General features: G+C 70.8%; 32 protein-coding genes. 2 read left to right on the top strand and 30 right to left on the bottom strand.

All coding sequences use genetic code 11. The features are described from left to right. Positions 1–16: 16 nt before the first annotated feature. The 8 genes from ACGF5G_RS08995 to ACGF5G_RS08960 all read right to left on the bottom strand — a co-directional run bounded on the left by ACGF5G_RS08995 (position 17) and on the right by ACGF5G_RS08960 (position 3440). The gene (locus ACGF5G_RS08995) at positions 17–193 is read right to left on the bottom strand and encodes a hypothetical protein (protein ID WP_393260479.1); all 177 of its coding nucleotides are present in this window, start codon (positions 191–193) and stop codon (positions 17–19) included. Further along, complete coding sequence (locus ACGF5G_RS08990) at positions 190–933, bottom strand: hypothetical protein (RefSeq protein WP_393260477.1); 744 nt, start codon at positions 931–933, stop codon at positions 190–192. The genes ACGF5G_RS08995 and ACGF5G_RS08990 overlap by 4 nt, the downstream gene beginning before the upstream one ends. An 83-nt stretch (positions 934–1016) precedes the next feature. Next, positions 1017–1274 (bottom strand): hypothetical protein, encoded by a 258-nt coding sequence (locus tag ACGF5G_RS08985; protein WP_393260475.1) that lies wholly within the window; start codon positions 1272–1274, stop codon positions 1017–1019. Between the two features lie 108 nt (positions 1275–1382). After that, entirely contained in the window at positions 1383–1619 is a 237-nt protein-coding gene (locus ACGF5G_RS08980) for a hypothetical protein (protein WP_393260472.1), read from the bottom strand. 1 nt (position 1620) lies between these two features. Then, on the bottom strand, positions 1621–2139 hold the full coding sequence (locus ACGF5G_RS08975; RefSeq protein ID WP_393260469.1) for a hypothetical protein: 519 nt from the start codon (positions 2137–2139) through the stop codon (positions 1621–1623). An 82-nt stretch (positions 2140–2221) separates the two neighbouring features. Further along, complete coding sequence (locus ACGF5G_RS08970; protein WP_393260466.1) at positions 2222–2488, bottom strand: hypothetical protein; 267 nt, start codon at positions 2486–2488, stop codon at positions 2222–2224. Continuing rightward, entirely contained in the window at positions 2485–2844 is a 360-nt protein-coding gene (locus ACGF5G_RS08965) for a hypothetical protein (protein WP_393260463.1), read from the bottom strand. The genes ACGF5G_RS08970 and ACGF5G_RS08965 overlap by 4 nt, the downstream gene beginning before the upstream one ends. Before the next feature lie 17 nt (positions 2845–2861). Next, positions 2862–3440: a hypothetical protein gene (locus ACGF5G_RS08960; RefSeq protein WP_393260460.1), complete on the bottom strand. Its 579-nt coding sequence runs from the start codon at positions 3438–3440 to the stop codon at positions 2862–2864. Positions 3441–3560: 120 nt separating this feature from the next. Here ACGF5G_RS08960 and ACGF5G_RS08955 point away from each other — a divergent pair, with 120 nt between their 5' ends. Continuing rightward, a complete protein-coding gene (locus ACGF5G_RS08955; RefSeq protein WP_393260458.1) occupies positions 3561–3821 on the top strand; it encodes a hypothetical protein in 261 nt (86 codons plus the stop codon). A 101-nt stretch (positions 3822–3922) separates the two neighbouring features. Here the strand turns inward: ACGF5G_RS08955 and ACGF5G_RS08950 are convergent, their stop codons facing one another. The 9 genes from ACGF5G_RS08950 to ACGF5G_RS08910 all read right to left on the bottom strand — a co-directional run bounded on the left by ACGF5G_RS08950 (position 3923) and on the right by ACGF5G_RS08910 (position 11619). Beyond that, complete coding sequence (locus ACGF5G_RS08950; protein WP_393260456.1) at positions 3923–4249, bottom strand: hypothetical protein; 327 nt, start codon at positions 4247–4249, stop codon at positions 3923–3925. Between the two features lie 75 nt (positions 4250–4324). After that, positions 4325–4828 (bottom strand): hypothetical protein, encoded by a 504-nt coding sequence (locus ACGF5G_RS08945; protein ID WP_393260453.1) that lies wholly within the window; start codon positions 4826–4828, stop codon positions 4325–4327. 91 nt (positions 4829–4919) lie between these two features. Further along, positions 4920–7172 carry a hypothetical protein gene (locus tag ACGF5G_RS08940; protein ID WP_393260450.1) on the bottom strand — a complete coding sequence of 751 codons (2253 nt, stop codon included), beginning with the start codon at positions 7170–7172 and terminating at the stop codon, positions 4920–4922. Positions 7173–7257: 85 nt separating this feature from the next. Then, complete coding sequence (locus ACGF5G_RS08935; RefSeq protein ID WP_393260447.1) at positions 7258–8328, bottom strand: hypothetical protein; 1071 nt, start codon at positions 8326–8328, stop codon at positions 7258–7260. A gap of 5 nt (positions 8329–8333) precedes the next feature. Then, positions 8334–8747, bottom strand: a complete 414-nt coding sequence (locus tag ACGF5G_RS08930) for a hypothetical protein (RefSeq protein ID WP_393260444.1) — start codon at positions 8745–8747, stop codon at positions 8334–8336. A gap of 118 nt (positions 8748–8865) precedes the next feature. After that, positions 8866–9255 (bottom strand): hypothetical protein, encoded by a 390-nt coding sequence (locus ACGF5G_RS08925; RefSeq protein ID WP_393260441.1) that lies wholly within the window; start codon positions 9253–9255, stop codon positions 8866–8868. Beyond that, positions 9239–9556, bottom strand: a complete 318-nt coding sequence (locus ACGF5G_RS08920) for a hypothetical protein (protein ID WP_393260439.1) — start codon at positions 9554–9556, stop codon at positions 9239–9241. The genes ACGF5G_RS08925 and ACGF5G_RS08920 overlap by 17 nt, the downstream gene beginning before the upstream one ends. Positions 9557–9584: 28 nt before the next feature. Then, positions 9585–9806, bottom strand: a complete 222-nt coding sequence (locus tag ACGF5G_RS08915) for a hypothetical protein (RefSeq protein WP_393260436.1) — start codon at positions 9804–9806, stop codon at positions 9585–9587. 16 nt (positions 9807–9822) lie between these two features. Then, the gene (locus ACGF5G_RS08910) at positions 9823–11619 is read right to left on the bottom strand and encodes a DUF2637 domain-containing protein (RefSeq protein WP_393260434.1); all 1797 of its coding nucleotides are present in this window, start codon (positions 11617–11619) and stop codon (positions 9823–9825) included. A 125-nt stretch (positions 11620–11744) separates the two neighbouring features. On the opposite strand from ACGF5G_RS08910, the gene ACGF5G_RS08905 reads away from it, so the two are divergent. After that, positions 11745–12446, top strand: coding sequence for a GntR family transcriptional regulator (locus ACGF5G_RS08905; RefSeq protein WP_393260431.1), 702 nt, complete (start codon positions 11745–11747; stop codon positions 12444–12446). Here the strand turns inward: ACGF5G_RS08905 and ACGF5G_RS08900 are convergent. The 13 genes from ACGF5G_RS08900 to ACGF5G_RS08840 form a co-directional block, all read right to left on the bottom strand. Then, positions 12436–12765 (bottom strand): hypothetical protein, encoded by a 330-nt coding sequence (locus ACGF5G_RS08900; RefSeq protein WP_393260429.1) that lies wholly within the window; start codon positions 12763–12765, stop codon positions 12436–12438. The two genes, ACGF5G_RS08905 and ACGF5G_RS08900, sit on opposite strands and share 11 nt — an antisense overlap. 94 nt (positions 12766–12859) lie before the next feature. Continuing rightward, positions 12860–13132: a hypothetical protein gene (locus ACGF5G_RS08895; protein ID WP_393260427.1), complete on the bottom strand. Its 273-nt coding sequence runs from the start codon at positions 13130–13132 to the stop codon at positions 12860–12862. After that, positions 13129–13416 carry a hypothetical protein gene (locus ACGF5G_RS08890; RefSeq protein WP_393260424.1) on the bottom strand — a complete coding sequence of 96 codons (288 nt, stop codon included), beginning with the start codon at positions 13414–13416 and terminating at the stop codon, positions 13129–13131. The genes ACGF5G_RS08895 and ACGF5G_RS08890 overlap by 4 nt, the downstream gene beginning before the upstream one ends. Before the next feature lie 87 nt (positions 13417–13503). Next, positions 13504–13818 carry a hypothetical protein gene (locus ACGF5G_RS08885; RefSeq protein WP_393260421.1) on the bottom strand — a complete coding sequence of 105 codons (315 nt, stop codon included), beginning with the start codon at positions 13816–13818 and terminating at the stop codon, positions 13504–13506. Further along, entirely contained in the window at positions 13815–14105 is a 291-nt protein-coding gene (locus ACGF5G_RS08880) for a hypothetical protein (RefSeq protein ID WP_393260419.1), read from the bottom strand. Before ACGF5G_RS08880 ends, ACGF5G_RS08885 begins: the two co-directional genes overlap by 4 nt. An 82-nt stretch (positions 14106–14187) precedes the next feature. Beyond that, a complete protein-coding gene (locus ACGF5G_RS08875; protein WP_393260417.1) occupies positions 14188–14583 on the bottom strand; it encodes a hypothetical protein in 396 nt (131 codons plus the stop codon). Next, entirely contained in the window at positions 14580–14921 is a 342-nt protein-coding gene (locus tag ACGF5G_RS08870) for a hypothetical protein (RefSeq protein ID WP_393260414.1), read from the bottom strand. Before ACGF5G_RS08870 ends, ACGF5G_RS08875 begins: the two co-directional genes overlap by 4 nt. Further along, positions 14918–15112, bottom strand: coding sequence for a hypothetical protein (locus tag ACGF5G_RS08865; protein ID WP_393260411.1), 195 nt, complete (start codon positions 15110–15112; stop codon positions 14918–14920). The genes ACGF5G_RS08870 and ACGF5G_RS08865 overlap by 4 nt, the downstream gene beginning before the upstream one ends. 203 nt (positions 15113–15315) lie before the next feature. Then, complete coding sequence (locus ACGF5G_RS08860) at positions 15316–16311, bottom strand: hypothetical protein (RefSeq protein ID WP_393260408.1); 996 nt, start codon at positions 16309–16311, stop codon at positions 15316–15318. 90 nt (positions 16312–16401) lie between these two features. Further along, positions 16402–16689, bottom strand: a complete 288-nt coding sequence (locus ACGF5G_RS08855; RefSeq protein ID WP_393260405.1) for a hypothetical protein — start codon at positions 16687–16689, stop codon at positions 16402–16404. Between the two features lie 75 nt (positions 16690–16764). Continuing rightward, the gene (locus ACGF5G_RS08850) at positions 16765–17301 is read right to left on the bottom strand and encodes a hypothetical protein (protein ID WP_393260402.1); all 537 of its coding nucleotides are present in this window, start codon (positions 17299–17301) and stop codon (positions 16765–16767) included. Positions 17302–17390: 89 nt separating this feature from the next. Further along, positions 17391–17813: a hypothetical protein gene (locus ACGF5G_RS08845; RefSeq protein ID WP_393260399.1), complete on the bottom strand. Its 423-nt coding sequence runs from the start codon at positions 17811–17813 to the stop codon at positions 17391–17393. Between the two features lie 85 nt (positions 17814–17898). Further along, complete coding sequence (locus ACGF5G_RS08840) at positions 17899–18111, bottom strand: hypothetical protein (protein ID WP_393260396.1); 213 nt, start codon at positions 18109–18111, stop codon at positions 17899–17901. Positions 18112–18158: the final 47 nt, after the last annotated feature.

Below are 18158 nucleotides of genomic sequence, written 5' to 3'. Positions count from 1 at the left end.
ACCGTAGTGGTGGTCATCAGCGGAACACCTCGTCCCAGTCGCCGGTGATGATGAACCAGCCGCCGAAGACGACGACCAGCGAGATGAGGGCGGCGAACCACCAGGCGATCCAGTGGCCGGCCAGGGCGACCCCGCCCTTGATGAGCAGGGTCAGCAGCGCGGAGGCGAGGATCTTCGCCCAGAACTCCCTCACCGGTTGCGCACCGAGCCGTGCTGAGCGGAGGCGTCCAGGTCGACGCGGGCGCCGCTCACGGTGATGTTGCCGTGTCGGGTGCGCGCCCGCACCCGGCAGGGGCGCAGCGCGTGGATGTCGATGTTGCCGTGGGTGACGTGGAGGTTCGCGTCACCGTCGAGGGCATTGACGGTGACGCTGCCGTGCGCGCCTTGGACGTTCAGGGCGCCAACCTCGTCGATCTGGACGTTGCCGTGCCGAAAATTGATCGAGGCGGCGCCCAGGCGGCCCTGGGTGAGAACCGGGCAGTGGGCGGCGTCGACGACGATCGCGGACCGCTCGGGCAGGCGAACCTGCATCTCAACGGTGCTCCCGCCGCCGATGGAGACGTTCCCGCCGCCAACCACCACGCTGCCGTGGCTGCCGCCGATCTGGACCACCGAGCCGCTACCAGAGAAGTGGTTGACCTGGTGCATGTTGTCGCCGAGGACGACGACGCTGCCGCCGCCCTGGATGACCGTGGTGCCGCCCCCGGAGACCACGGTCGGGGGGATCTCCAGGTGGGCGCGGAAGCCGTCGCGGGTGTCGCGCAGCGCGAAGCCCTTGACGGCGTCGACGGCGGGGCCGCGGCTGGCGGGGGTGGTCAGGGTGACCTCGGCGCGGTCGCGGCGCTCGACGATCACCTCGATGCGCCCGTACTGCAGGCTCAGGTCGGCGACGACCGGTCCCGCCTGTCGGGCCTCGATGGTGCGGCTGGTCATAACTCTCCTTGGTCTTTGTGGGGGCTGGCCGGTCGGCCACCGTGCCGGCCCGTGCGAGACGGGCCGGCCGGAAGCGTCGGCGGTCAGCGGTTGTCGGTGGCGAGCCGGTCGAGCAGGTCCCGGGCGAGCGCGGCCGGGAGCTGTCCGCGCTGGATCGCGCCAAGCAGCGCGTACCCGTTTGCGATCGCCTGCCGGGCGGTGCTGATCTCCTCCTTGGTTACGTACCTGTCGGTGGCGCGGCTGTCGATCGCCTGCGCGGCCTTGTCGAGCTGCTCGCCGGCCTTCGCGAGGTAGTCCATCTCCCCGTCAGGAACGCGGGTCGTCGTGGCGGTGCCGTACATGCGTGGTGCCTCCGGTGTCTGGCGGGCTGTTGCCCCGGCGGTGGTCCGGGCTGGCCGGGCGGCCACCGTGCCGGCCCGTGCGAGACGGGCCGGCCGGAAGCGCGGCGGTCAGGTGGGGTTGGTTGCCGAGCGGGCGAGTTCCTTCAGCTCGGCGATCTCCGCGAGGAGCCGCTGGATTGCGGCCTGGTCGGTGGCCGGATTGAGCGCTGTGGTGTGGTCCTGCCCGCACTTCTGGCGGTCGTGCGCCATTCCTCGCGCGCAGGTGGCGAGCGCCATCGACCGGCCGTCGCGGAGGACGCGCAGGACGAAGCACCGCCGATCGCAGAACCTGCAGTACGAGCCCATCTCAGACCTCCTGGGCCTTGGCCTGCGCCGCCGGCAGGGGCTGCCTCTCCGGCGGATGGGGGGCCGGGACGGTGACGAGTTGGCGAGACTCCAAGACCCGGGCCCACCGCTGGTCGTCGGCCGCGCCCCACCAGCACTCCATGCCCCAGACGACGCCGGCATCGTCGTCGAGCACGATCTTCGGGTTGAGGGAGAGAGAGTGCAGGAGGCTGTCGATCCGCTCGGCCATTGGTCTGGCTCGCTCCTCGGCCCTGCGCTGGATGGCCTCGGCGGTGTACTGATCGGCCTCGGCCTGGGTCATCTCTCCGTCGGCCGCCTTCTGGTTGAAGTGGGCGGCAGGATCCCAGGCCGGCGTGGCGTCGTGGCGGCGAATCGACCGCTCAGCCATCGCTCGGTCCTCGTCGTCGATGGTCCAGCCGGGGCGGGGGTGGTCGCCGACGTAGACGCCGTAGCCGTAGGCGTAGACGGTGTCGTCGGTGGTGTTGCGCACGGCGAGGACGCGTGCGCCAATCTGCGTCATGGTGGTGACCTCTCGTCGGTGGCTCTGGCCGGACGGCCACCGCGCCGGCCCGCGAGGTGCGGGCTGGACGGAAGCGGGCCGGTTAGGCAGTGGTCGTGGCGAGCGAGGTGATCTCGGTGCCGGTCGGCCCGGGGCAGGTGGGCAGCTTCTTGTTGGTGCTCCACTCGGTGTTGCCCACTCGGCCGTCGGGCCAGGTCCACTCCTGGTGCCATTCGGCGCGGTGGCTGCCCGGCTTGTTCTCGACGTGGATGCCGCAGAACTGGCACCGCTTGTGGTGCTCGCGCAGCTTCTCCCAGGAGTGGCGGCGCAGGTCGGGGTTGTAGCGGGGGGTGCGGGCTCGCGCGGTCACGACGGGTTCTCGTCAACGCGTACGAAGACTCCGCCAGCGAGGCGGCCGATGCGGCGGGCCGTGCCGTCTGCGGCGATGTCGACGACGTAGCCGTAGGCCGGGCTGCCGTGGGCCAGCACGGTGGGGCGCTCCAGCATCTGGGCGGCGCGCAGGGCGTCGACGTCGTTGCCGTGGGCGACCCGGAAGTTGGGGTCGCGCATCGTGGCCATGATCTTGCGGCCGAGGGCCATTTCCAGCGCGCTGTGCTTGGTGTCGGCCACGATGATCACGTCGCCCTGGTTGACGTGGGCGGGGGCGCCGATGGCCTCGGCGACGGTGCGGGTGAGGAAGGCACCGTACAGGCGGTAGGTCTTCATGGCTCGTCCTTCGGGGGTCAGGCGCTGCGGGGCAGCGCGGAGAGGTTGAACGCGCGGGCGACGAACGCCTTGTGTCGGGCGGTGTCGAGGTGCTCGTCGGGGGCCCAGGCGCGGCAGTGGTGGCAGGTGCGCCGCTCCTCGTCGAGCAGGTCGTCGTCGGAGTAGTCCTCGGCGGCGAGCACCGCTTCCAGGTGCTCGGGGCCGCATTCGCTGCACTCCTCGGCGAGGTAGTGCGGGTGGACCGGACAGATGACCACGACGGTGGCGAAGCCGGGTTCGCGGTCGACGAGGCTCAGGTGGGCGTGCTCGCGCAGCCGGTGGGTCTCGACGACCTGGCCTCGGGTGTAGACGCCGAAGCAGTTGCCGGTCTCCAGGGCGTCGTCGCGCAGCAGCACCAGCCGCTCGGGCCAGAAGATCAGGGCCTCGTAGGAGTCGACGTCGGAGGCGACTTCGACGATCACGGCGGAGTCCGGGTCGGGGGCCCGGCGGATGTCTCGGATGATCCGCCACCCGTACGGGGTGGAGATCTGCCGCCCACGGTGGCGGGCCGCATCTTCGTGCACCGCGGCTGCCGGGATCGTCTCGACGGCGCTCATCGGCTCCCTCGCTTGTCTTGATCTCGTCTTTCTATGTACCAGAGCGTACGGTACAGTGCTAGACGGAGTGAGACAAGGTGATGCACGGCGGAATCCGGGCATCGCCAGCGACCAGGGGAGATGAGCAACGTGAACATGGGGCCCAGCGAGAAGAGTCGGCTGTTCGACGCGATGAAGGACTACGGTCTGAGACTCCGGCGGAGCCGGGGCAACCATCTGCAGGTACTGCGCGGAGACGAAGTGCTGTGCAACCTGCCGGGCGACACCAACGGCTCCGACTGGCGAGGCTGGGCCAACGCCCTCGGAGAGCTGCGGCGCAAGTCCGGCTTCGAGTGGCGCCCGAAGCAGCCGCGCAAGCGCCGAGAACCGTCGATGGCATAGCTGCGCCGTCGGCCAAGCGGGCCCGGATCCACCGTGGATCCGGGCCCGATTTGTTGTGGCCACCACGGTCCGCCCGGTCGCCCGGACGGCCGCAGAAGCGGTCAGGCGATGGCTTCGTACCTCACGACCTCCACCGAACCCGCAATCAGCCGCTCCCCGCCGGCCGAAGGCGTCTCCGACAGCCACTGCTCGTGAATCTCGACGAAGCTCGCCAGGTACTCGTCCTTCATCTGGGTGGGGTACCCCATTTCGCTCCAGCCGTCAGCCTTGCTGGTCGTCGTGCGGTACCGATAGTGAATCCGGTAGCGCCAGGCGCACGCCTGGAAGTCGTTCCGCTCATCCTCCGTCGGGATGTAGCTCGTGCGAGTCATTGGCCCGCAGTCGCCTGCAAGCATGACGTAGGTTGTTTCGCCCTTCTCCTGTCCCACTTTCGGACCCCCTTCTCGATCAGGCCCCGGCGGCCACCGCGAGCACCCCGGCGGTCCGGGGTGCCACGGAAGTCGTCAGTGGCCCGAGCAGCCCGAGCAGTGCAGGCCGACGCAGACCGGAGAGTGGCCGGTGGCCTTGCGGACCATGCCGGCGATCAAGGCCAGCACCGCCGCGGCGCCCAGCGCGGTGGCGGCCATCTGCTGCAGGTCCAGCGCCAGCAGCTGGCTGACCAGCCACCCGAGCAGGGCGGAGGCAGCCAGGACGGCGCCGCCGGCGACCGTCAGCTTGCGCCTCGCCGACCAGCCCGGCCTGGCGGCCGGGTGGCGCAGCGGCACAGCCCGAGCCGGCGTCGGACGCTCGCGCAGGGCGACCGCGGCGGACGGGGCGCTGATCGGCACCGCGATCCGGGGGTCCGCCAGGACCTTGACGACGATCTCGCCGGGCCGCTCGGGGTGCGGCTCCGGCTCGCTCATGCCCAGCAGGGCGTCGTGGGCGCGCAGCAGGGCGATGTCGCCCATCACCTTCGCCGGCACGCCGTGCAGGAGGTGCTCGCGCGGGGGGTACGTGGTCGTGGTCATGTTTCTCTCGCTCCCATTGTTTTGGGGTTCGGTGACCTGGCGGTCACCGCCGCCGCCGGACGTGGGGCCCGGCGGCGACGGAGGCGGCCAGCTACGCGTCGACAAGCTCCTCGGTCTCGGCCTGTGCCGCCGCCTCCTGCTCGGCGGCCTGGGCCAGCTCATCCATGGCGCCCGCGATGCCCGCCTCGGTGAGCTTGTGGGAGCCAGACTCCTCGCCGGGCTCGGTCCACTTGGCCCTCCGTAGGTCGGTGAGGACCTTGCCGACCATGCGGCTGCTGTGGCTCTTCACCAGGTCCAGCAGCTTCTGCCGGGGCAGGGTGTGGTTATCGGCCTCCAGGAGGCGCTCCAGCACGATCAGGCGGCACGGCCGGCCGTCCTGCTCGCCCATTTGCGGCAGCGGGATGCTGTCGAGGTCGCCGTTGTCCATGGCCTCCAGTCGCTCCAGGCGGTCCTCGTAGCCGGTGCCGGAGCGGCGGGTCAGCGCGTCGAGCACGCCCGGCGTGCCGTAGAGCTTGCCGTCGCGGTAGATCCAGTCGATCGCCTCGCCCGGGTAGAACGCGCGCATGATCGACGACCGGGACGCCGCGCCCAGCACGTAGCCGATGCCTGCGGTGGTCTCCTCGCCCGGCCGGCACTTGCCCTTCGGCCACTCGCGCGGCAGCTGGTGCGGGGCGGCCGGCAGGGTGCCGTTGAACGCCACCTGGCCGGACAGGGCGTTGGCGGTGCGGAAGACGATCACGTTGCCGCCGGCGACCGCGTCGCGGATGGCCATGTCGCCGCCCAGCTCGGTCAGCAGCGGAACCTGCGTGATCAGGCGCAGCTTGATGCCGACCTTGCGGCCCATTTTGCCGAGCATTGCCACGATCCGCTTGCACTCAGGATCCTTGAGGATCATGTGCGCCTCGTCGATCGTGATCACGATCATCGGCAGCTCGGGCGTGGGCTTCCAGTTCTTCTGGCCCCGCCGCCAGACCTTGCGCTCCTCGTCGTACCACTTCTGCCGGCCGAAGGCCCGGTTGCGGGCGAACATCTCCCGCTCGGTCTTCTGCAGCAGGATCCGCGCCTCGTCGAGGTGGTGGGCGAACCAGTCGACGTAGTCCTGCCAGTCGCCAAAGCTCTGGCCGAACTGCGGGTCGATGACCCGGGAGACGATCAGGCCCTTCTTGACCATCTTCGTCTCGCCGTCGACTTCCTCGGGCACCAGCACCGTGGCGTGGCGCTCCAGGGCCAGCAGGAGGTTGACCAGCTCCGACTTGCCAGAGCCCGTCGCTCCGGAGATCAGGTCGTGCCAGGCGCCGCCAGTGGACCAGAAGCGGTAGCGCACCAGCTCCCCGTCGGCGTGCAGGCCGATGTGGGCCACGCCAGTCTCGACGTCGAAAGTGGCCTCCGGTCCCTGCCAGTGCTGGATCGCCGCGAGCGGGTTCTCCTTCTGTACGGTCAGGATCGCCTGGCTGGCGTTGCCAGGCATCAGCTCGATCGACACGTCGGGGATGTCGACCTCGTAGGCGCCAGCGACCTGCTCAGCGGCCTGCACGAACTTGCTCGGCTTGACCGTGCCCGGCAGGTCGGAGGCGATCGTGGCGCGCCAGCCGCCCTTGATCTCCTCGACGGTGTGCTCGACCAGGTGGGTGCCAGGTAGCGCGCCAGCGGTCAGCGCGACCGCGGTGGTCCAGATGGCGACCTTCTTCGCGACCTCGACGGCCCAGCCGAACGGGGCCGGCTCGGGCTCCGGTTCGGGCTCCGGTTCGGGCTCGGGCTCAGGCCGGGGGTCGGGCTTCGGCTTCGCTGGCGGGATCGCCTCGAAGCGGTGGAAACGCAGGTATGGCACCCCGGCCAGCATCGTCAGCAGCGCACCGGCGGTGATGGTGACCTTGCCGCCGAGGGTATGGGGCTCAAGTCCCACCGTGCCGGCGGCAGCCACCCAGCCGGTCGCCGCTGCGGTGGCCGCAGCGACCGCGCGGCGGATGCGCTCCCGGCGGGTGAGGGCCTCCGGCTCGCCGGCCTCGATCGCCTCGGCGGTCTGCTTCCCCTCCACTCGGGCCAGGGTCTTGTCGATCAGCTTCGGCGACAGCTTCCACGCGGCCACGCCGAACACCGGCACGGCCATCGCCGCGTACATCGCGGCGTGGTTCTGGTAGACGACCTGGCCGGCCGCGGCGGTCACCGCGGCGGCGGACAGGACCTCGACCCCGCCGCGAAGGCGCTGGCCCATCTCGGCGTACGGCAGCAGCGGGGCGGTGGGCGTCGCCTCCTCCTCGGAGTCCGGCTTCCGGTCGGCCGGCGCCTCGCGCTTGTCGGCGGCCTCGCCGGGCTGCCGGCGGGCGCGGGTGCTGGTGGATGCCATGGTTCCTCTCCGTGCTACTCGGGGGTTCTCTTGGCCCTGGCGGCCACCGCGCACCGCCCGGTCACCCGGGCGGCCACGGAAGCGGTCAGCCCGCGAGGTAGGCGGGGTTGATGCCCTCGCTGACGACGGTCTCGTGTGCGTGACCGAAGCGGGCCTGCAGATCGTCGATGTCGGCCTGTAGGCCCGCGCTGACGTCGCTGAGGGCCTCCTGCGTCTGGAGCATCAGGTCCGGCGAGGCCGCGGCGGCCACCAGGAGCAGCTGCTCCACGGCGGTCGCCATGTTCGGCGCGGTGACGCCGAGCGCGCCGATCTGGTCGGTGAGCAGCTGCTGCCCGCCGGCCATGTCGTTGGCGATGCCGCTCAGCTCGCCCTGGAGGTTCTCGATCATCTGGGCGATCTCCGCAGCGCGGTTCGCCTGCTCGATGCGCGCCTGCAGGTTGGCGATGGCCGTCTCATGGCCCAGCACCTCGGGGCTTGCACCCAGGGCCGGCGCGGTGTCAGTCGGAGTGGTCACGATCTCTCCCTCAAGAACGGGTCCGGCGTCAGCGATGGCCGCCGGCGCGGAGGTGGTGGTCGGGTCGGGGTTGGTCGGGCCCGGCATTGGCCGGGCCGTCGGCGGTTCGTCGACCGGCGGCGTCGGTGCCGCCGGCGGCTGGGTGGTCGGGCGCTCGGTGGCGGAGCTGTCCACCGTGCTGGCGCGGTCCTTCAGGCGGTCGATCAGTCGTGCCGCCCGGCCGGACGGAGCCTTTCCGCGCTTGGCTGCGTAGCTCTCGTACCAGCCGGCTCCCGTGACCAGGCCGCGTCGGCCGCCGCGGTAGGCCGCGCCGGCCACGGCCGCCGTGCCGAGCAGCAGCGCCCGGACGGTCGCCCCAGTGGCCCGGGCCCCGAAGAGCAGGCCCCGGCCGCCGGCCCGGCCGGCCAGGCGCGCCGCCCACGAGCTGGCGGCCACGCCGAACGCCGCGTACTTGCCGACCCGGTGGCCGCGCATCGCCCGCAGCCGCCGGTCGGTGGCCTCCCGCAGTTGGCGCGAGGACTCCGCCGCGCGGTCCCAGGACTTCTCCCAGGCCTTTCTGGCGGTGTCCCGGCCGAGGCCGAGGGCCTCTTTGACGCCCTCGGTCACGACGGCCGCGATGATGAAGCAGAGCAGGAACGGCATCTCGGTCAGCCGAACAGGTTGGCGTTGAGGCTGCCGCTGAGGTTGTTCAGGAACGTGGCGATGTTCTGCAGGCCGTTGCCGAGTGCGCCGCCGAGGCCGACGGTCCACGACCACAGCAGCACGGTGCAGACGCACGCCGGGATGTTCGGGGTCCGGTCGGCGCCGACGTCCTTGGCGATGACGGCGATCATGATGATGACCGGCGGCCAGCCGAGAAGCGGGAACGAGCCGGAGATGGCCGCGGCCCAGTCGCCGAGGGTCGTGTCGACCATCGCCGCCCCGGCCATGAGCGCCCCGAAGTACGACGCCCAGAGGTACGCCTTCTGCCACTTCTCCCGGCCGCGGTTGATCTTCGGTCCATAGTGCTGGCCGACGGCGGCCAGCGTCAGCCAGACGAGGAAGCCGCTCGTGATGACCATGGTGATCCTTCCGATGTCGTGGTCGACGCCGCCAGTCGGCGGCGCCTGATCTGGCCCTGGCGGCCACCCCCGCCGTCCGATCCGAAGCCCGGACGGCGAGAGAAGAAGCCAGGAGCGCTCAGCTCAGCCAGAGCACGGCCAGTCCCACCAGGACGCCGTTGACGACGACCGCCCGAGATGGGTGCTGCTGCGCTGAGGCGAGACCGTAAAAAGCGAGCGTCAGCGGGATGGCCCACGACACCAGGAAGACCCGGTAGAGCAGCTTCAGCGCAGCGTTGTCGCCGGGGACCGTCGGGTTCCGCAGGCGGTCCAGCAGCTTCTGGACGGGCGTCGGCGCGAGCGCGAACAGCCACGCCTGGCGGACGTTCTCAACGACGCCCCGCGCCACGGTGCCACGGCGCTCCATTGCCCCCTGCGCCTTGATCACCACCTCCGACCTGTGCTGATCTTCAGCGCGGCCATCGGTGGCGTTGCCATATGGCATTGCCATCTCAGTGGTGACCGACACGACCCCTCCTCGCCTGTGCACGGGCCGCGCACCGCGTGACCCACTGGCCGAACCGAACCTTGCCGCGGCGGAACCGCGGCTCGTACACCTCGATCTCGTACTGGCCCACGTCCTTGCTGAGGTCGCGCTGATTGCGCGCGGCCACTCCCGCGAGGACCTCGGCTACCTCCCGGTCGTCGCCGAGGGCGAAGGTGACGAGGATGGGCTCGGCGTGCCGCTTGCCCAGGTAGTAGGGCTGGACGTAGTACGGCCGTCGCTCGCTGAGCATCCGCCCCGCCTCGTCCTCGTCTTCCTGTCGCATCAGATGCTCTCCTCTACGTTTTCGCAGCTCAGGCCCGGTTTCGGGACCGGCGGAGAACCGTCGCGTGGACCCAGAGGGCCAGCGCCGCCAGCAGCAGCAGACTCGACGCTCCAACCGTCCAGGACCACCCGCGCACCGCCACGTGGATGGCGTTGCTGGCGAGGGTCCCGAAGGTCAGCACGGCCCAGATCAGGGTGTACACCTTCGCCCGTAACGGCATTGCCGTCGGCATTGCCATCTCCTCCTTCATCTCATGTCCTCCCTGCTCAGGCAGCCCGCGAGCGGCGCTCGCGGAGGGCCTTGATCGCGTTGTCGATGTCCCGGTTGCTGGTCCAGGCATTGAGCGGCGGCTCGCCCGCTGCGGTCATCAGCTTCACCAGCGCCTTCACCTTGTTCCGGCTCGGGATGCAGTCCGGGAACATGAGGTCCAGCTCGTTGACCCGCGAGTCGTGGCGGTTGCGCGCGGCCCTCAGGTCGCCCACCTCGGCCTCACCGGCCCCGCCGTGTGAGGCCGAGGCCTCAGCCGACGAGGCCCCGGGGCCGCTGGCCCCATCGGTCCCCGCGCCGGCCTCGCCGGCCCCACCGCCCGCGAGGCCGGCCTCGTGAGGCTGAGGCATGAGACCAGAGGCCGGCGAGGCCAGCACCCTGAGGCCGGCCTCAGGGGACTGAGGCCGCGAGGCCGGGGCCGGCGAGGCCACGCCGGCGAGGCCGGCCTCATGGGGCCGAGGCCGCGAGAGTGGGGCCGTCGAGGCCGGGCTGGCCTCGTGAGGCCGGGGCTGAGCGTTGGCCTCAGAGGCTGCGAGGCCGGCCGGGACGAGGCTGCCGTCGATGGTGAGGCCGGCCCCAGTGGCCGGGCTGGCCTCAAGGGCCGGCTGCCCCGCGAAGGCCTCCGAGCCGACCTCGGCCACGCGGGCCAGGTGCGTCAGCGCGAGGCCGGCGTCACCCTTCTTGCCGGCCTTCACCGCGGCCTTCGCCGCGGCCTTGCGCAGGATCGCGTTGGCTCGCGCGACCTGGCGACGCTGCTTCTTCCGAGCGATCCTCTCGGCCCGCTCGGCCCGCATCTCGGCGCCGACCCGGATGGCCTCGGCACGGTTGCGCACCCACGGTCGGGCGACCATCGCAGACCAGGCCCAGAACGCGGTGCCCGGGTAGCGAAGCGCCAGGTCAAGGCCCAGGCTCGCCTTCGGCGCGGCCTTCTTCTCCGCCTTGCGCAGCTCCTTGCGGGTACGGGCGTTGGTCCGCATCTCCCACAGGACGATGCCGGCGATCGAGGAGGCGGCCAGGACGACGCCCATGACCTGGGCGACCCAGGGTTCCAGGCTGGGGTCGCCGGCGTGGGCGGTGTAGTTGACCCAGGCACCGAAGCCCGCCGCGGTGGCCGTCAGGCCGCGCAGCAGGAACGCCTTCTCGCCCTGCATGCGCTGCTTGTGGGCGGTGAGGGCGAACGCCAGGGCCAGGCCCTCAATGAACGCCGCGCCGCCGATGGCGCGCGGCCACGACCAGTCGAACAGGTCGTGTGCGACCTGCGCCTGAGAGGTGCCCGCCACGCCAACCGCAGCCCCGTAGATGCCCATCGAGTACACCGAGTCGGCGTGCTCCCGGGCGTAGGTCACGGCGCGGCCGGCGGCCCCAAGGGTGCGGGCCACGGCCTCACGCATCGCCGCGCGCCTGGCCTCCTTGCGGGCCAGCCTCTTGGCCTCGCGGGCCTCAGCCTGCCTCGCCTTGGTGGCCTCAACGGTCACCTTCTGCTCGGTGTGGGCCCTGAGGCGGATGGCCTCGGCCTCGGCCTCAGCGATGGCCCGCTGGCCTCGCGCGGCGATGTTGCTGGCCGTGCGCGAGGCCTTGAAGGCGGGGGCCTGCCTCACGGCTCCTGGCCTCATGGGGTCGGCCCCGTTGAGGCCGGCCGAAGCGGCGGCCTCAGTCGGCCTCGCCGTCGAGGCCTCGTCGGCCTCACGGGGGCCGGCCTCATCCTGGCCCACCGTTGCGGCCTCGTTGGCCCCATCGGCGGCCTCGTGGCCTCGTGGCCTCGTGGCCTCAGAGGCCGGCCTCATCGCGTCGATCATGGGGGCACCGTACTCCTGTCTATGCCAATCTGTCTAGTCAGATCTGACTATTCGGGCTAGAGTCTGCTGTCGTGTTCGAAGCGGCCAGCCCGGGCCCTTGCAGAAGAGGCGGTACCGTGATCACCATGTCGCCTGCGGACCCCGCTCGTTACCGGCAGATCGCCGACTCCCTCCGGAGCCGCATCGAGTCGGGCGAGTTGCCCGCCGGGTTCACGCTCCCGGGCGAAGTCACGCTCGCCGAGGAGTACGGAGTCGCCCGAGGCACCCTCCAGAGGGCCCTCGAAACACTGCGCGCCGAGGGGCTCATCGAGACGATCGTCGGCCGCGGCACCCAGGTCCGCGCCCGGCAACCCGTGCAGGAACTCGGTCCGGACCGGTACCGCGCCGGCTGGGGCGACCGCCTCACCGTCTACAACGTCGACCGCAGCCCCGCCACGGCCGACCTCGCCGAGCGGCTACGCGTCGAGGTCGGGACGCCGCTGCTCTGGCAGCGCTCGGTCCACTACGTCGACGACCGTCCGCGACGCCTGGAGACCAGCCACATTCCACTGGAGCTGGTCGACGGGCGCGAGGACATGTTCGGTGCCGCGAAGGCCGGCGACAACGTCGCGCAACTGGCAGCCGCCGGCATCCATGTCGACGAGATCTGGGAGAGCCCGCACTGCCGACTGGCGACCGAGGCCGAGGCGGCAGCGCTGATGATCCCCGGCGTCTCCCGGGTCACCGTCATCGCCCGCTGGATGACCGTCGGCGACCTCCGCGTGGAGACCGCCGACATCGTCATGCCCGCAGACCAGGTCCGCCCGGTCTACCGCGTCACGCCGTAGGGGCCACCAGCGTGCTCGGCGACGCCGAGGCCGCCGTGCCCGACCGACAGCTGTCGATGAAGGTCTGCTCCACCTCGCGCTGCCAATCCCCGTGACTGCCGACATCGACGCCGGGCAGGTCGTCCAGCGCCAGTGCGAAGAAGGCCCGCCGGCACCGCTTCTCGTCGATCTGCCCGCCCTGGGCCGCCATGCGCTGGTGCGCCTCCACGCCCCGTTGCGCTGTCTTGTCCAGATACGCGCGCCGCTCGTCGTAGCTGGCGCTACTGCACCCGGCCGCGCCAGCGGCCAGCCCCGCCGCGACGACCACGATCGCGGTCATCCTTTTGCTCTTCATCTCTCGGTCCTCCTGGTCCTGGCCCTGGCGGCCACCGCCGGGCTGGTGCGAGACCAGCCCGGCAGGAGCGGCCAGGCGCTCAGGTGGCCGGGCCCTGACCCCGCCGGTCAACGACCTCGATCGGGACGCGCCCGCCGATGTGCTCGCGCAGCCACAAGCCGAGCAGCTCCACGCACCGCTCGACCGCGGCATCCACGTCCCGGCCGTCGAAAGTCGCCAAGCCAGGAAGCGTCGACGTGACGGTTGCGTACGTGTTGAGCGTCGTGCCGGGGGTGATGGTGAAGAACTCGGCGTTCCCCTCGGTCTTGACGCGCACATCGCCGCGTCCATCGATAGTCAGGATCAGTTTCACTGCGACTCCCTCCTCAGCAGCCCGGCCTCGCGCAGCCCGGCCAGCAGGGAAACCTGACTCCTGACGGCCACGGCGAGCGAAAACCGGACGACGTTGGTACGCATCATCCGCCTGTCCGTATTCAGGTCGTTGATCAGCTCCTCGACCTCGTTCCCACCGGTATTGACGATGAGGTCCCGGTAGGGCTCCATCCACTCGGGCATCGTCCAGTGCGCTGGCTCGGCCGGCGGCTCGCCCTCGCGGCTCCACTCGGGGTTGCGGTCAGGGTCGACAGAACGGTCCATGCCTCGTGCCCTCTCGATCTTCGATTTCTCTGGCCGGTCGGCCACCGCGCCGCCCCGGGTAGCCCGGGGCGGACGGAAGCGGGTCGGTCAGGACCGCAGCTCCTCGGGGATGATGTGGAGCAGGATCAAGTCCAGCTCCGCCTCCAGTCGGTCGCACTCGGCGTCGTACTGCTCCTGCGGGGCGCCCCGCTCGCTGGCCGGCGACCAGTAGATGAGGACCTGGGTAAGCAGGTCCATGTCCAGCGGCGCCTTGCTCACCTCGTCGGACAGCCAGCTGCCGATGTCGCGCCAGCCGTCCTCGCAGACGATCTTCGCCCGCTGTCCACACCGGCAGGGGCACTGCCGGTCGGGCAGAACCGACCATGCCTCCACGACGTGCGCGGGGATTCTGGCGCGCCTCACAGCGCCTCGACCTCGCCGCGGCGAGCGGCCTGCCGACCGTGCAGGGTGCAGAGGTAGACACCCTCGCCCCTGGCGTGGCCGTAGGCGCCCTGGTGGATCACCTGGCGGCGCCGGGTTTGGCCGTCGCAGTCGCCGCGGTGGTCGTAGTCGGTCTCCTCGCAGTCGGGGATCAGCTCGACGGTCATCGGCTGGAAGTAGACGTGTGCGACGGCCTGCGGCTCATCGCCGGGCTGGATGGGGATTCTGACGGTCGTGCCGTCGCAGTTCAGGGTCAGGATCAGCTCCACGACTCTCCTCGGGTTGCTGTTGGCTCTGGCCGGTCGGCCACTGCGCCGGCCCGCGAGTGCGGGCCGGACAGAAGCGGGCCGATCAGTTCGAGCGTGGAAGGTAGCTCTCGTACCAGCCCTCCAGCTCACTTCGGATCACTCCGTCGTCGTGGCCACTGGCGGCCCACTCGTTCAGCACCCGATCTGCAGCGAGAAAGGAGTGCCCGGCAGCGACGCAGGGCCCATCCAGGGCGTGGCACGGATCCTGGACGTCGACCTCCCCCGGGCGCGGCCGACGATGGATCGCGAGGATCGTCGGCAGTAGTCGCACACCGTCCGGGGCCTCGACCGTCATCCCCTCGGGCGCTCGATCGTCGCCCCGCAGTAAGCGGGCCACCACGCTAACCGCCCCGGCTGGACCGCGCAGCGCCCACAGTCGCATCGGCCCGCCGGGTTCCAATTCGGGTACCTCGACCTGAAAAAAGCTGAGGTCGCTCACTGTCGCTCACCTCCTGTGGCGCTCTTGCGTGCGCCGGGGCGCCCTCCGCCGAGGACCCTGGCGTGCCATTCTCGGATCTCCGAACGCAGCTTGTGATGCCACAGCGGTGTCTTGCCGCGTCGGTTCGGCCGGTCCTTGGCGGTGTAGAAGGTCTCCGGGTCGATGGCCTCCACCTTGCCGCGGCTGTAGTAGGCCGTCGGTGGCGGGAAGGGGTCGCTGGCGTACCTTCCGCCTGGCCTGGAACGGATCATGTAGTTGGTGATCGCCTGCGGCTGCAGCGGCGGGTCGGCGATCAGCGCCGCGACATCGTCGCGCGAGTCGTAGTCGTTGAGGTTCACCGCGGCCGTCCCCGTCGCGCGTTCGGCTGGACGTGCGCCACCGCCGCGGCGGCTACCGCGAGCGCGACAAGCGCGCCGACGATGCCGTAGGCCATCGCGCCGGCGATGACTGCCGGGGCCATCACGACCGCGACCGCCACCCGGCCTGCTGTCGCGCCGGGGCGGTGCACCGGCGCCGGCTGCTCGGGCATTGGCTCTCCCGGTGCCGGCCGGTAGCGGGTTCGGGTGCGGGGTACTTCCTCCTGAGCGCACATCTCGTTACTCATCGTGCCTCCAGGTTTATTTAATGCATCCAAGGTAGACGAGGAGACGCACCCAGGCAACGGGGCGCCCTCGGATTGGCCCTGACGGCCACCGCCCCGCCCGGCACGCCGTCCGGGCGGGACCGAATCCGTCAGGACCGCAGGAACTCGACAACCTCCGGCCAGCGGCTCGACGCCTCGGCCAGCAGCCGCTTGTGCTCGTCCTCGATCGCCCGGCTGCGCTCATACAGGTCGTCGACGCGCAGCCCCTCGATGTGCTCGGTGATCAGCGCGGCCAGCGTCGACGGGTCCAGCGCGTCCAGCTCCCACGACTCGTAGCCGTGCTGGGCGATGTACCCCTTGGCGCGGGAGTCCGTCAACTTCGCCGGGTTCGGCGGCGGGTCGTACTCCTCCACCTGGTCGTAGTTCAGCGCGATGCGCCGCACCTCGATCGGGTCGCCCGAGACGTGCTCGCGCATCGACCGGCGGATCTCGGCGATCCACACAGAGTCCCCCTCGAACTCGTGGGCGTGCTCGTCGAGCCAGTCCTGGTTGAGGAACTTCTCCAGCCGGTCCTTGATGTCCCGGGTCATGTCGATGCCCGACGGGTCGTGGTCGCCCAGGTGTAGTACGGTCACACCCTGCCCGTCCTGGATGTAGCGCAGGTGGCGCCGCGCGGCGCCCCACAGCTCGCTCTGCGAGACGTAGCCCCGGCAGGAAAACCAGGCCACGTCATGCTGGTTGGCCACCCGCTGGACGATGCCGGCGAGGGCCTCCTTCTCGACCCACACCTCGACCCGCCGTGGCTGGTCGGCCCACTTGTCGACCTGGAAGCTGTACGCCGCGGAGTCGATGATCGAGTCCGGGTTCTCCCAGTGCGAGTTGGCGCGCAGGTTGCGGGTGCGGTCCACGATGTAGTCCCAGTCCAGCATGCCCGCCATGCGGGCCTTGTTGATGATGCTGCCCAGCCGGTCGTACGACCGCTGGGTGTTCGGTATCCAGTCCTTGGAGACGAACTGGTAGTACAACTGACGCAGGGTCAGGTCGTAGCCCTGCGCGGCGAACTCCCGGCAGATCATCTCCGCCCGCCGGATCTCGCTGCGGACCGCAGCCGTCGGACTCCAGTCCTCGTATTTGATCTTTGCCACGTCGCGTCCCTTCGGGGTCCGCGGCCGATCGCCGCGGCTGGCCCTGGCGGCCACCACCCCACCCGGCGCGGCCGGGTGGGGCAGAAGCGGTCAGGACTTCTTGGTCGGCACGTAGACACGCAGCCCCTGAACCTCGCTTCTGGCGAACTCACCCGGGGCGGCCGGCAGGAGGCCGACGTGCCCCTTCGGGTACATCTCCACCCTGGCGAACTGGTCAGCCTGCGCGTATCCGTCGAACAGGACCCCGCCGGCCCGGCGCACCCGGTCCTCGGAGCCCTTGCCGACCGCTACCGGCTCCAGTCCCCGCTGAAACTCGCACTTGCCCGAGTAGCCGAAGCCGCTGTGCTGCACGACCGTGTACCTCTTGCCTCCAGCCATCTGCCTTCCTCCTCCTTGGCCCTGGCGGCCACCGCCCCGGCCCGGAACGCGTCCGGGCCGGACGGAAAGCGCCAGCTACCTCGCCGGACCTTTGCCCAGGTCCTCCTCGTACACCGTGATCGCGTCGCCGCCCACCGGGGCGTACGCCCAGGCCACCCAGGGGCCAGCCTTGAGGTAGCCGCCCGACTCCTGGTAAATGCCCGGCTCCACCTCCGAGCCCGTGCAGTACCGCTCATCCGGCGACAGTTCGAGCATCTCGGTCAGGTCGGCAGCCAGCGCGGCGCGAATCTCCTCGGTGCGCTCCTCGATCGCCGCTCGGTATCGCCGCAGCAGGTCGTGCTTGGCCTGGGTGATCTGCTCCACCGTGGCGTCGCCCGGCAGCTCGGTCCAGAACACGCTCAGCCACTCGCCGCAGCCGTGCTGCTGGCTGACCGCCATCGCCGACCCCAGCGGGTTCGCGATCGCCGGCGCCGACTCCACCGTGGGCACCGGCTGTCCGCACCGGTCGCAGGTGCTGTAGGGGCGGTCCGCCCACACCAGCACCGACTCCACGTACTCGCCGCTCACCGGCGACACGGCGCCGATGCGCGTCTCGTGGATAACGTCCCCCATCGTCACCTCCTCCTCGTCTGGCTGCATTCTCCGCGCTCTGGCGCCCACCGCCGCGCCCCGCGCGGAAGCGCGAGGCGCGACAGAAGGCGTCAGCGCCGACGGCCACCGCCACCGAGAGACCCCCCGGAGGTGCGGCTGCCGCCCGTCGTGGACTGCCGCGTGCTGGTCGTGTTCGACCGCGTAGTGGTGCTCGTCTGCTTCTGCGTCGAGGCGCCCGAGGTGCGCGACCCCGTCGCCTTGCCCGTCGGCTGAGTGCCGATCTTGATCTTCGGCGCCTTCCAACCCTTCGGCGGCTTCGAGTCCTGGCCCTGGACGACCCAGGGGTACCAGACCCAGATGCCGGCCTCGTCGTAGTAGCCGCAGTCCTCGTCGCGTTCGCGCTGGTCGTCGACGTCGCAGTCCGCCGCCCCGTTGCTCGTCTTCTCGGTCGGCGCACAGGCGGCCACGGCGGCCGTCGGGATGGCCAGGGCGCCGGCCAGCATGACCACGCCGAACAGCTTCTTGATCCGCATCCTGTCCTCTTCCTTGTCGGTGATTCTGGCCAGGCGGCCACCGCACGCCCTCAGGACACGCCTGAGGGCCACGGAAGTCGCCGGGCTACCAGCTGAGCGCCTGTCTGGCCTCGGTGGGCAGGTAGTCCTTCTGCCCCCCGTCGACGAGGTACAAGACGTGCTTGCCGTCGACGATGGCTTCCTCGGCACTGTCGAGCCGGTGCTCGAATGGGCGCCTGGGAGAGATCGCGAGCGCCACCGCCGTGTCGTCGTCGTACTCCTCCAGCGCGGCCTTCAGGTCGCCCACACTTCTGATCATGTGCCCCTCCTGCAACTTGCGTTCTGGCACGGCAGCTCTTGCCGGGC

The sequence above is a fragment of the Micromonospora sp. NPDC047730 genome (assembly GCF_043204765.1).
Lineage (GTDB): Bacteria > Actinomycetota > Actinomycetes > Mycobacteriales > Micromonosporaceae > Micromonospora.
The sequence above is the reverse complement of the archived record's forward strand: the minus strand, read 5'-3'. Positions and strand labels throughout refer to the sequence as shown.

Excerpts from the sequence above, each read along its gene's own strand:
- ACGF5G_RS08990 (WP_393260477.1), bottom strand. The coding sequence starts at position 933 with ATGACCAGCCGCACCATCGAGGCCCGACAGGCGGGACCGGTCGTCGCC.
- ACGF5G_RS08985 (WP_393260475.1), bottom strand. The coding sequence starts at position 1,274 with ATGTACGGCACCGCCACGACGACCCGCGTTCCTGACGGGGAGATGGAC.
- ACGF5G_RS08980 (WP_393260472.1), bottom strand. The coding sequence starts at position 1,619 with ATGGGCTCGTACTGCAGGTTCTGCGATCGGCGGTGCTTCGTCCTGCGC.
- ACGF5G_RS08975 (WP_393260469.1), bottom strand. The coding sequence starts at position 2,139 with ATGACGCAGATTGGCGCACGCGTCCTCGCCGTGCGCAACACCACCGAC.
- ACGF5G_RS08965 (WP_393260463.1), bottom strand. The coding sequence starts at position 2,844 with ATGAAGACCTACCGCCTGTACGGTGCCTTCCTCACCCGCACCGTCGCC.
- ACGF5G_RS08960 (WP_393260460.1), bottom strand. The coding sequence starts at position 3,440 with ATGAGCGCCGTCGAGACGATCCCGGCAGCCGCGGTGCACGAAGATGCG.
- ACGF5G_RS08955 (WP_393260458.1), top strand. The coding sequence starts at position 3,561 with ATGAGCAACGTGAACATGGGGCCCAGCGAGAAGAGTCGGCTGTTCGAC.
- ACGF5G_RS08945 (WP_393260453.1), bottom strand. The coding sequence starts at position 4,828 with ATGACCACGACCACGTACCCCCCGCGCGAGCACCTCCTGCACGGCGTG.
- ACGF5G_RS08940 (WP_393260450.1), bottom strand. The coding sequence starts at position 7,172 with ATGGCATCCACCAGCACCCGCGCCCGCCGGCAGCCCGGCGAGGCCGCC.
- ACGF5G_RS08935 (WP_393260447.1), bottom strand. The coding sequence starts at position 8,328 with ATGCCGTTCCTGCTCTGCTTCATCATCGCGGCCGTCGTGACCGAGGGC.
- ACGF5G_RS08930 (WP_393260444.1), bottom strand. The coding sequence starts at position 8,747 with ATGGTCATCACGAGCGGCTTCCTCGTCTGGCTGACGCTGGCCGCCGTC.
- ACGF5G_RS08920 (WP_393260439.1), bottom strand. The coding sequence starts at position 9,556 with ATGCGACAGGAAGACGAGGACGAGGCGGGGCGGATGCTCAGCGAGCGA.
- ACGF5G_RS08915 (WP_393260436.1), bottom strand. The coding sequence starts at position 9,806 with ATGAAGGAGGAGATGGCAATGCCGACGGCAATGCCGTTACGGGCGAAG.
- ACGF5G_RS08910 (WP_393260434.1), bottom strand. The coding sequence starts at position 11,619 with ATGATCGACGCGATGAGGCCGGCCTCTGAGGCCACGAGGCCACGAGGC.
- ACGF5G_RS08905 (WP_393260431.1), top strand. The coding sequence starts at position 11,745 with ATGTCGCCTGCGGACCCCGCTCGTTACCGGCAGATCGCCGACTCCCTC.
- ACGF5G_RS08900 (WP_393260429.1), bottom strand. The coding sequence starts at position 12,765 with ATGACCGCGATCGTGGTCGTCGCGGCGGGGCTGGCCGCTGGCGCGGCC.
- ACGF5G_RS08890 (WP_393260424.1), bottom strand. The coding sequence starts at position 13,416 with ATGGACCGTTCTGTCGACCCTGACCGCAACCCCGAGTGGAGCCGCGAG.
- ACGF5G_RS08865 (WP_393260411.1), bottom strand. The coding sequence starts at position 15,112 with ATGCCCGAGCAGCCGGCGCCGGTGCACCGCCCCGGCGCGACAGCAGGC.
- ACGF5G_RS08855 (WP_393260405.1), bottom strand. The coding sequence starts at position 16,689 with ATGGCTGGAGGCAAGAGGTACACGGTCGTGCAGCACAGCGGCTTCGGC.
- ACGF5G_RS08850 (WP_393260402.1), bottom strand. The coding sequence starts at position 17,301 with ATGGGGGACGTTATCCACGAGACGCGCATCGGCGCCGTGTCGCCGGTG.
- ACGF5G_RS08845 (WP_393260399.1), bottom strand. The coding sequence starts at position 17,813 with ATGCGGATCAAGAAGCTGTTCGGCGTGGTCATGCTGGCCGGCGCCCTG.
- ACGF5G_RS08840 (WP_393260396.1), bottom strand. The coding sequence starts at position 18,111 with ATGATCAGAAGTGTGGGCGACCTGAAGGCCGCGCTGGAGGAGTACGAC.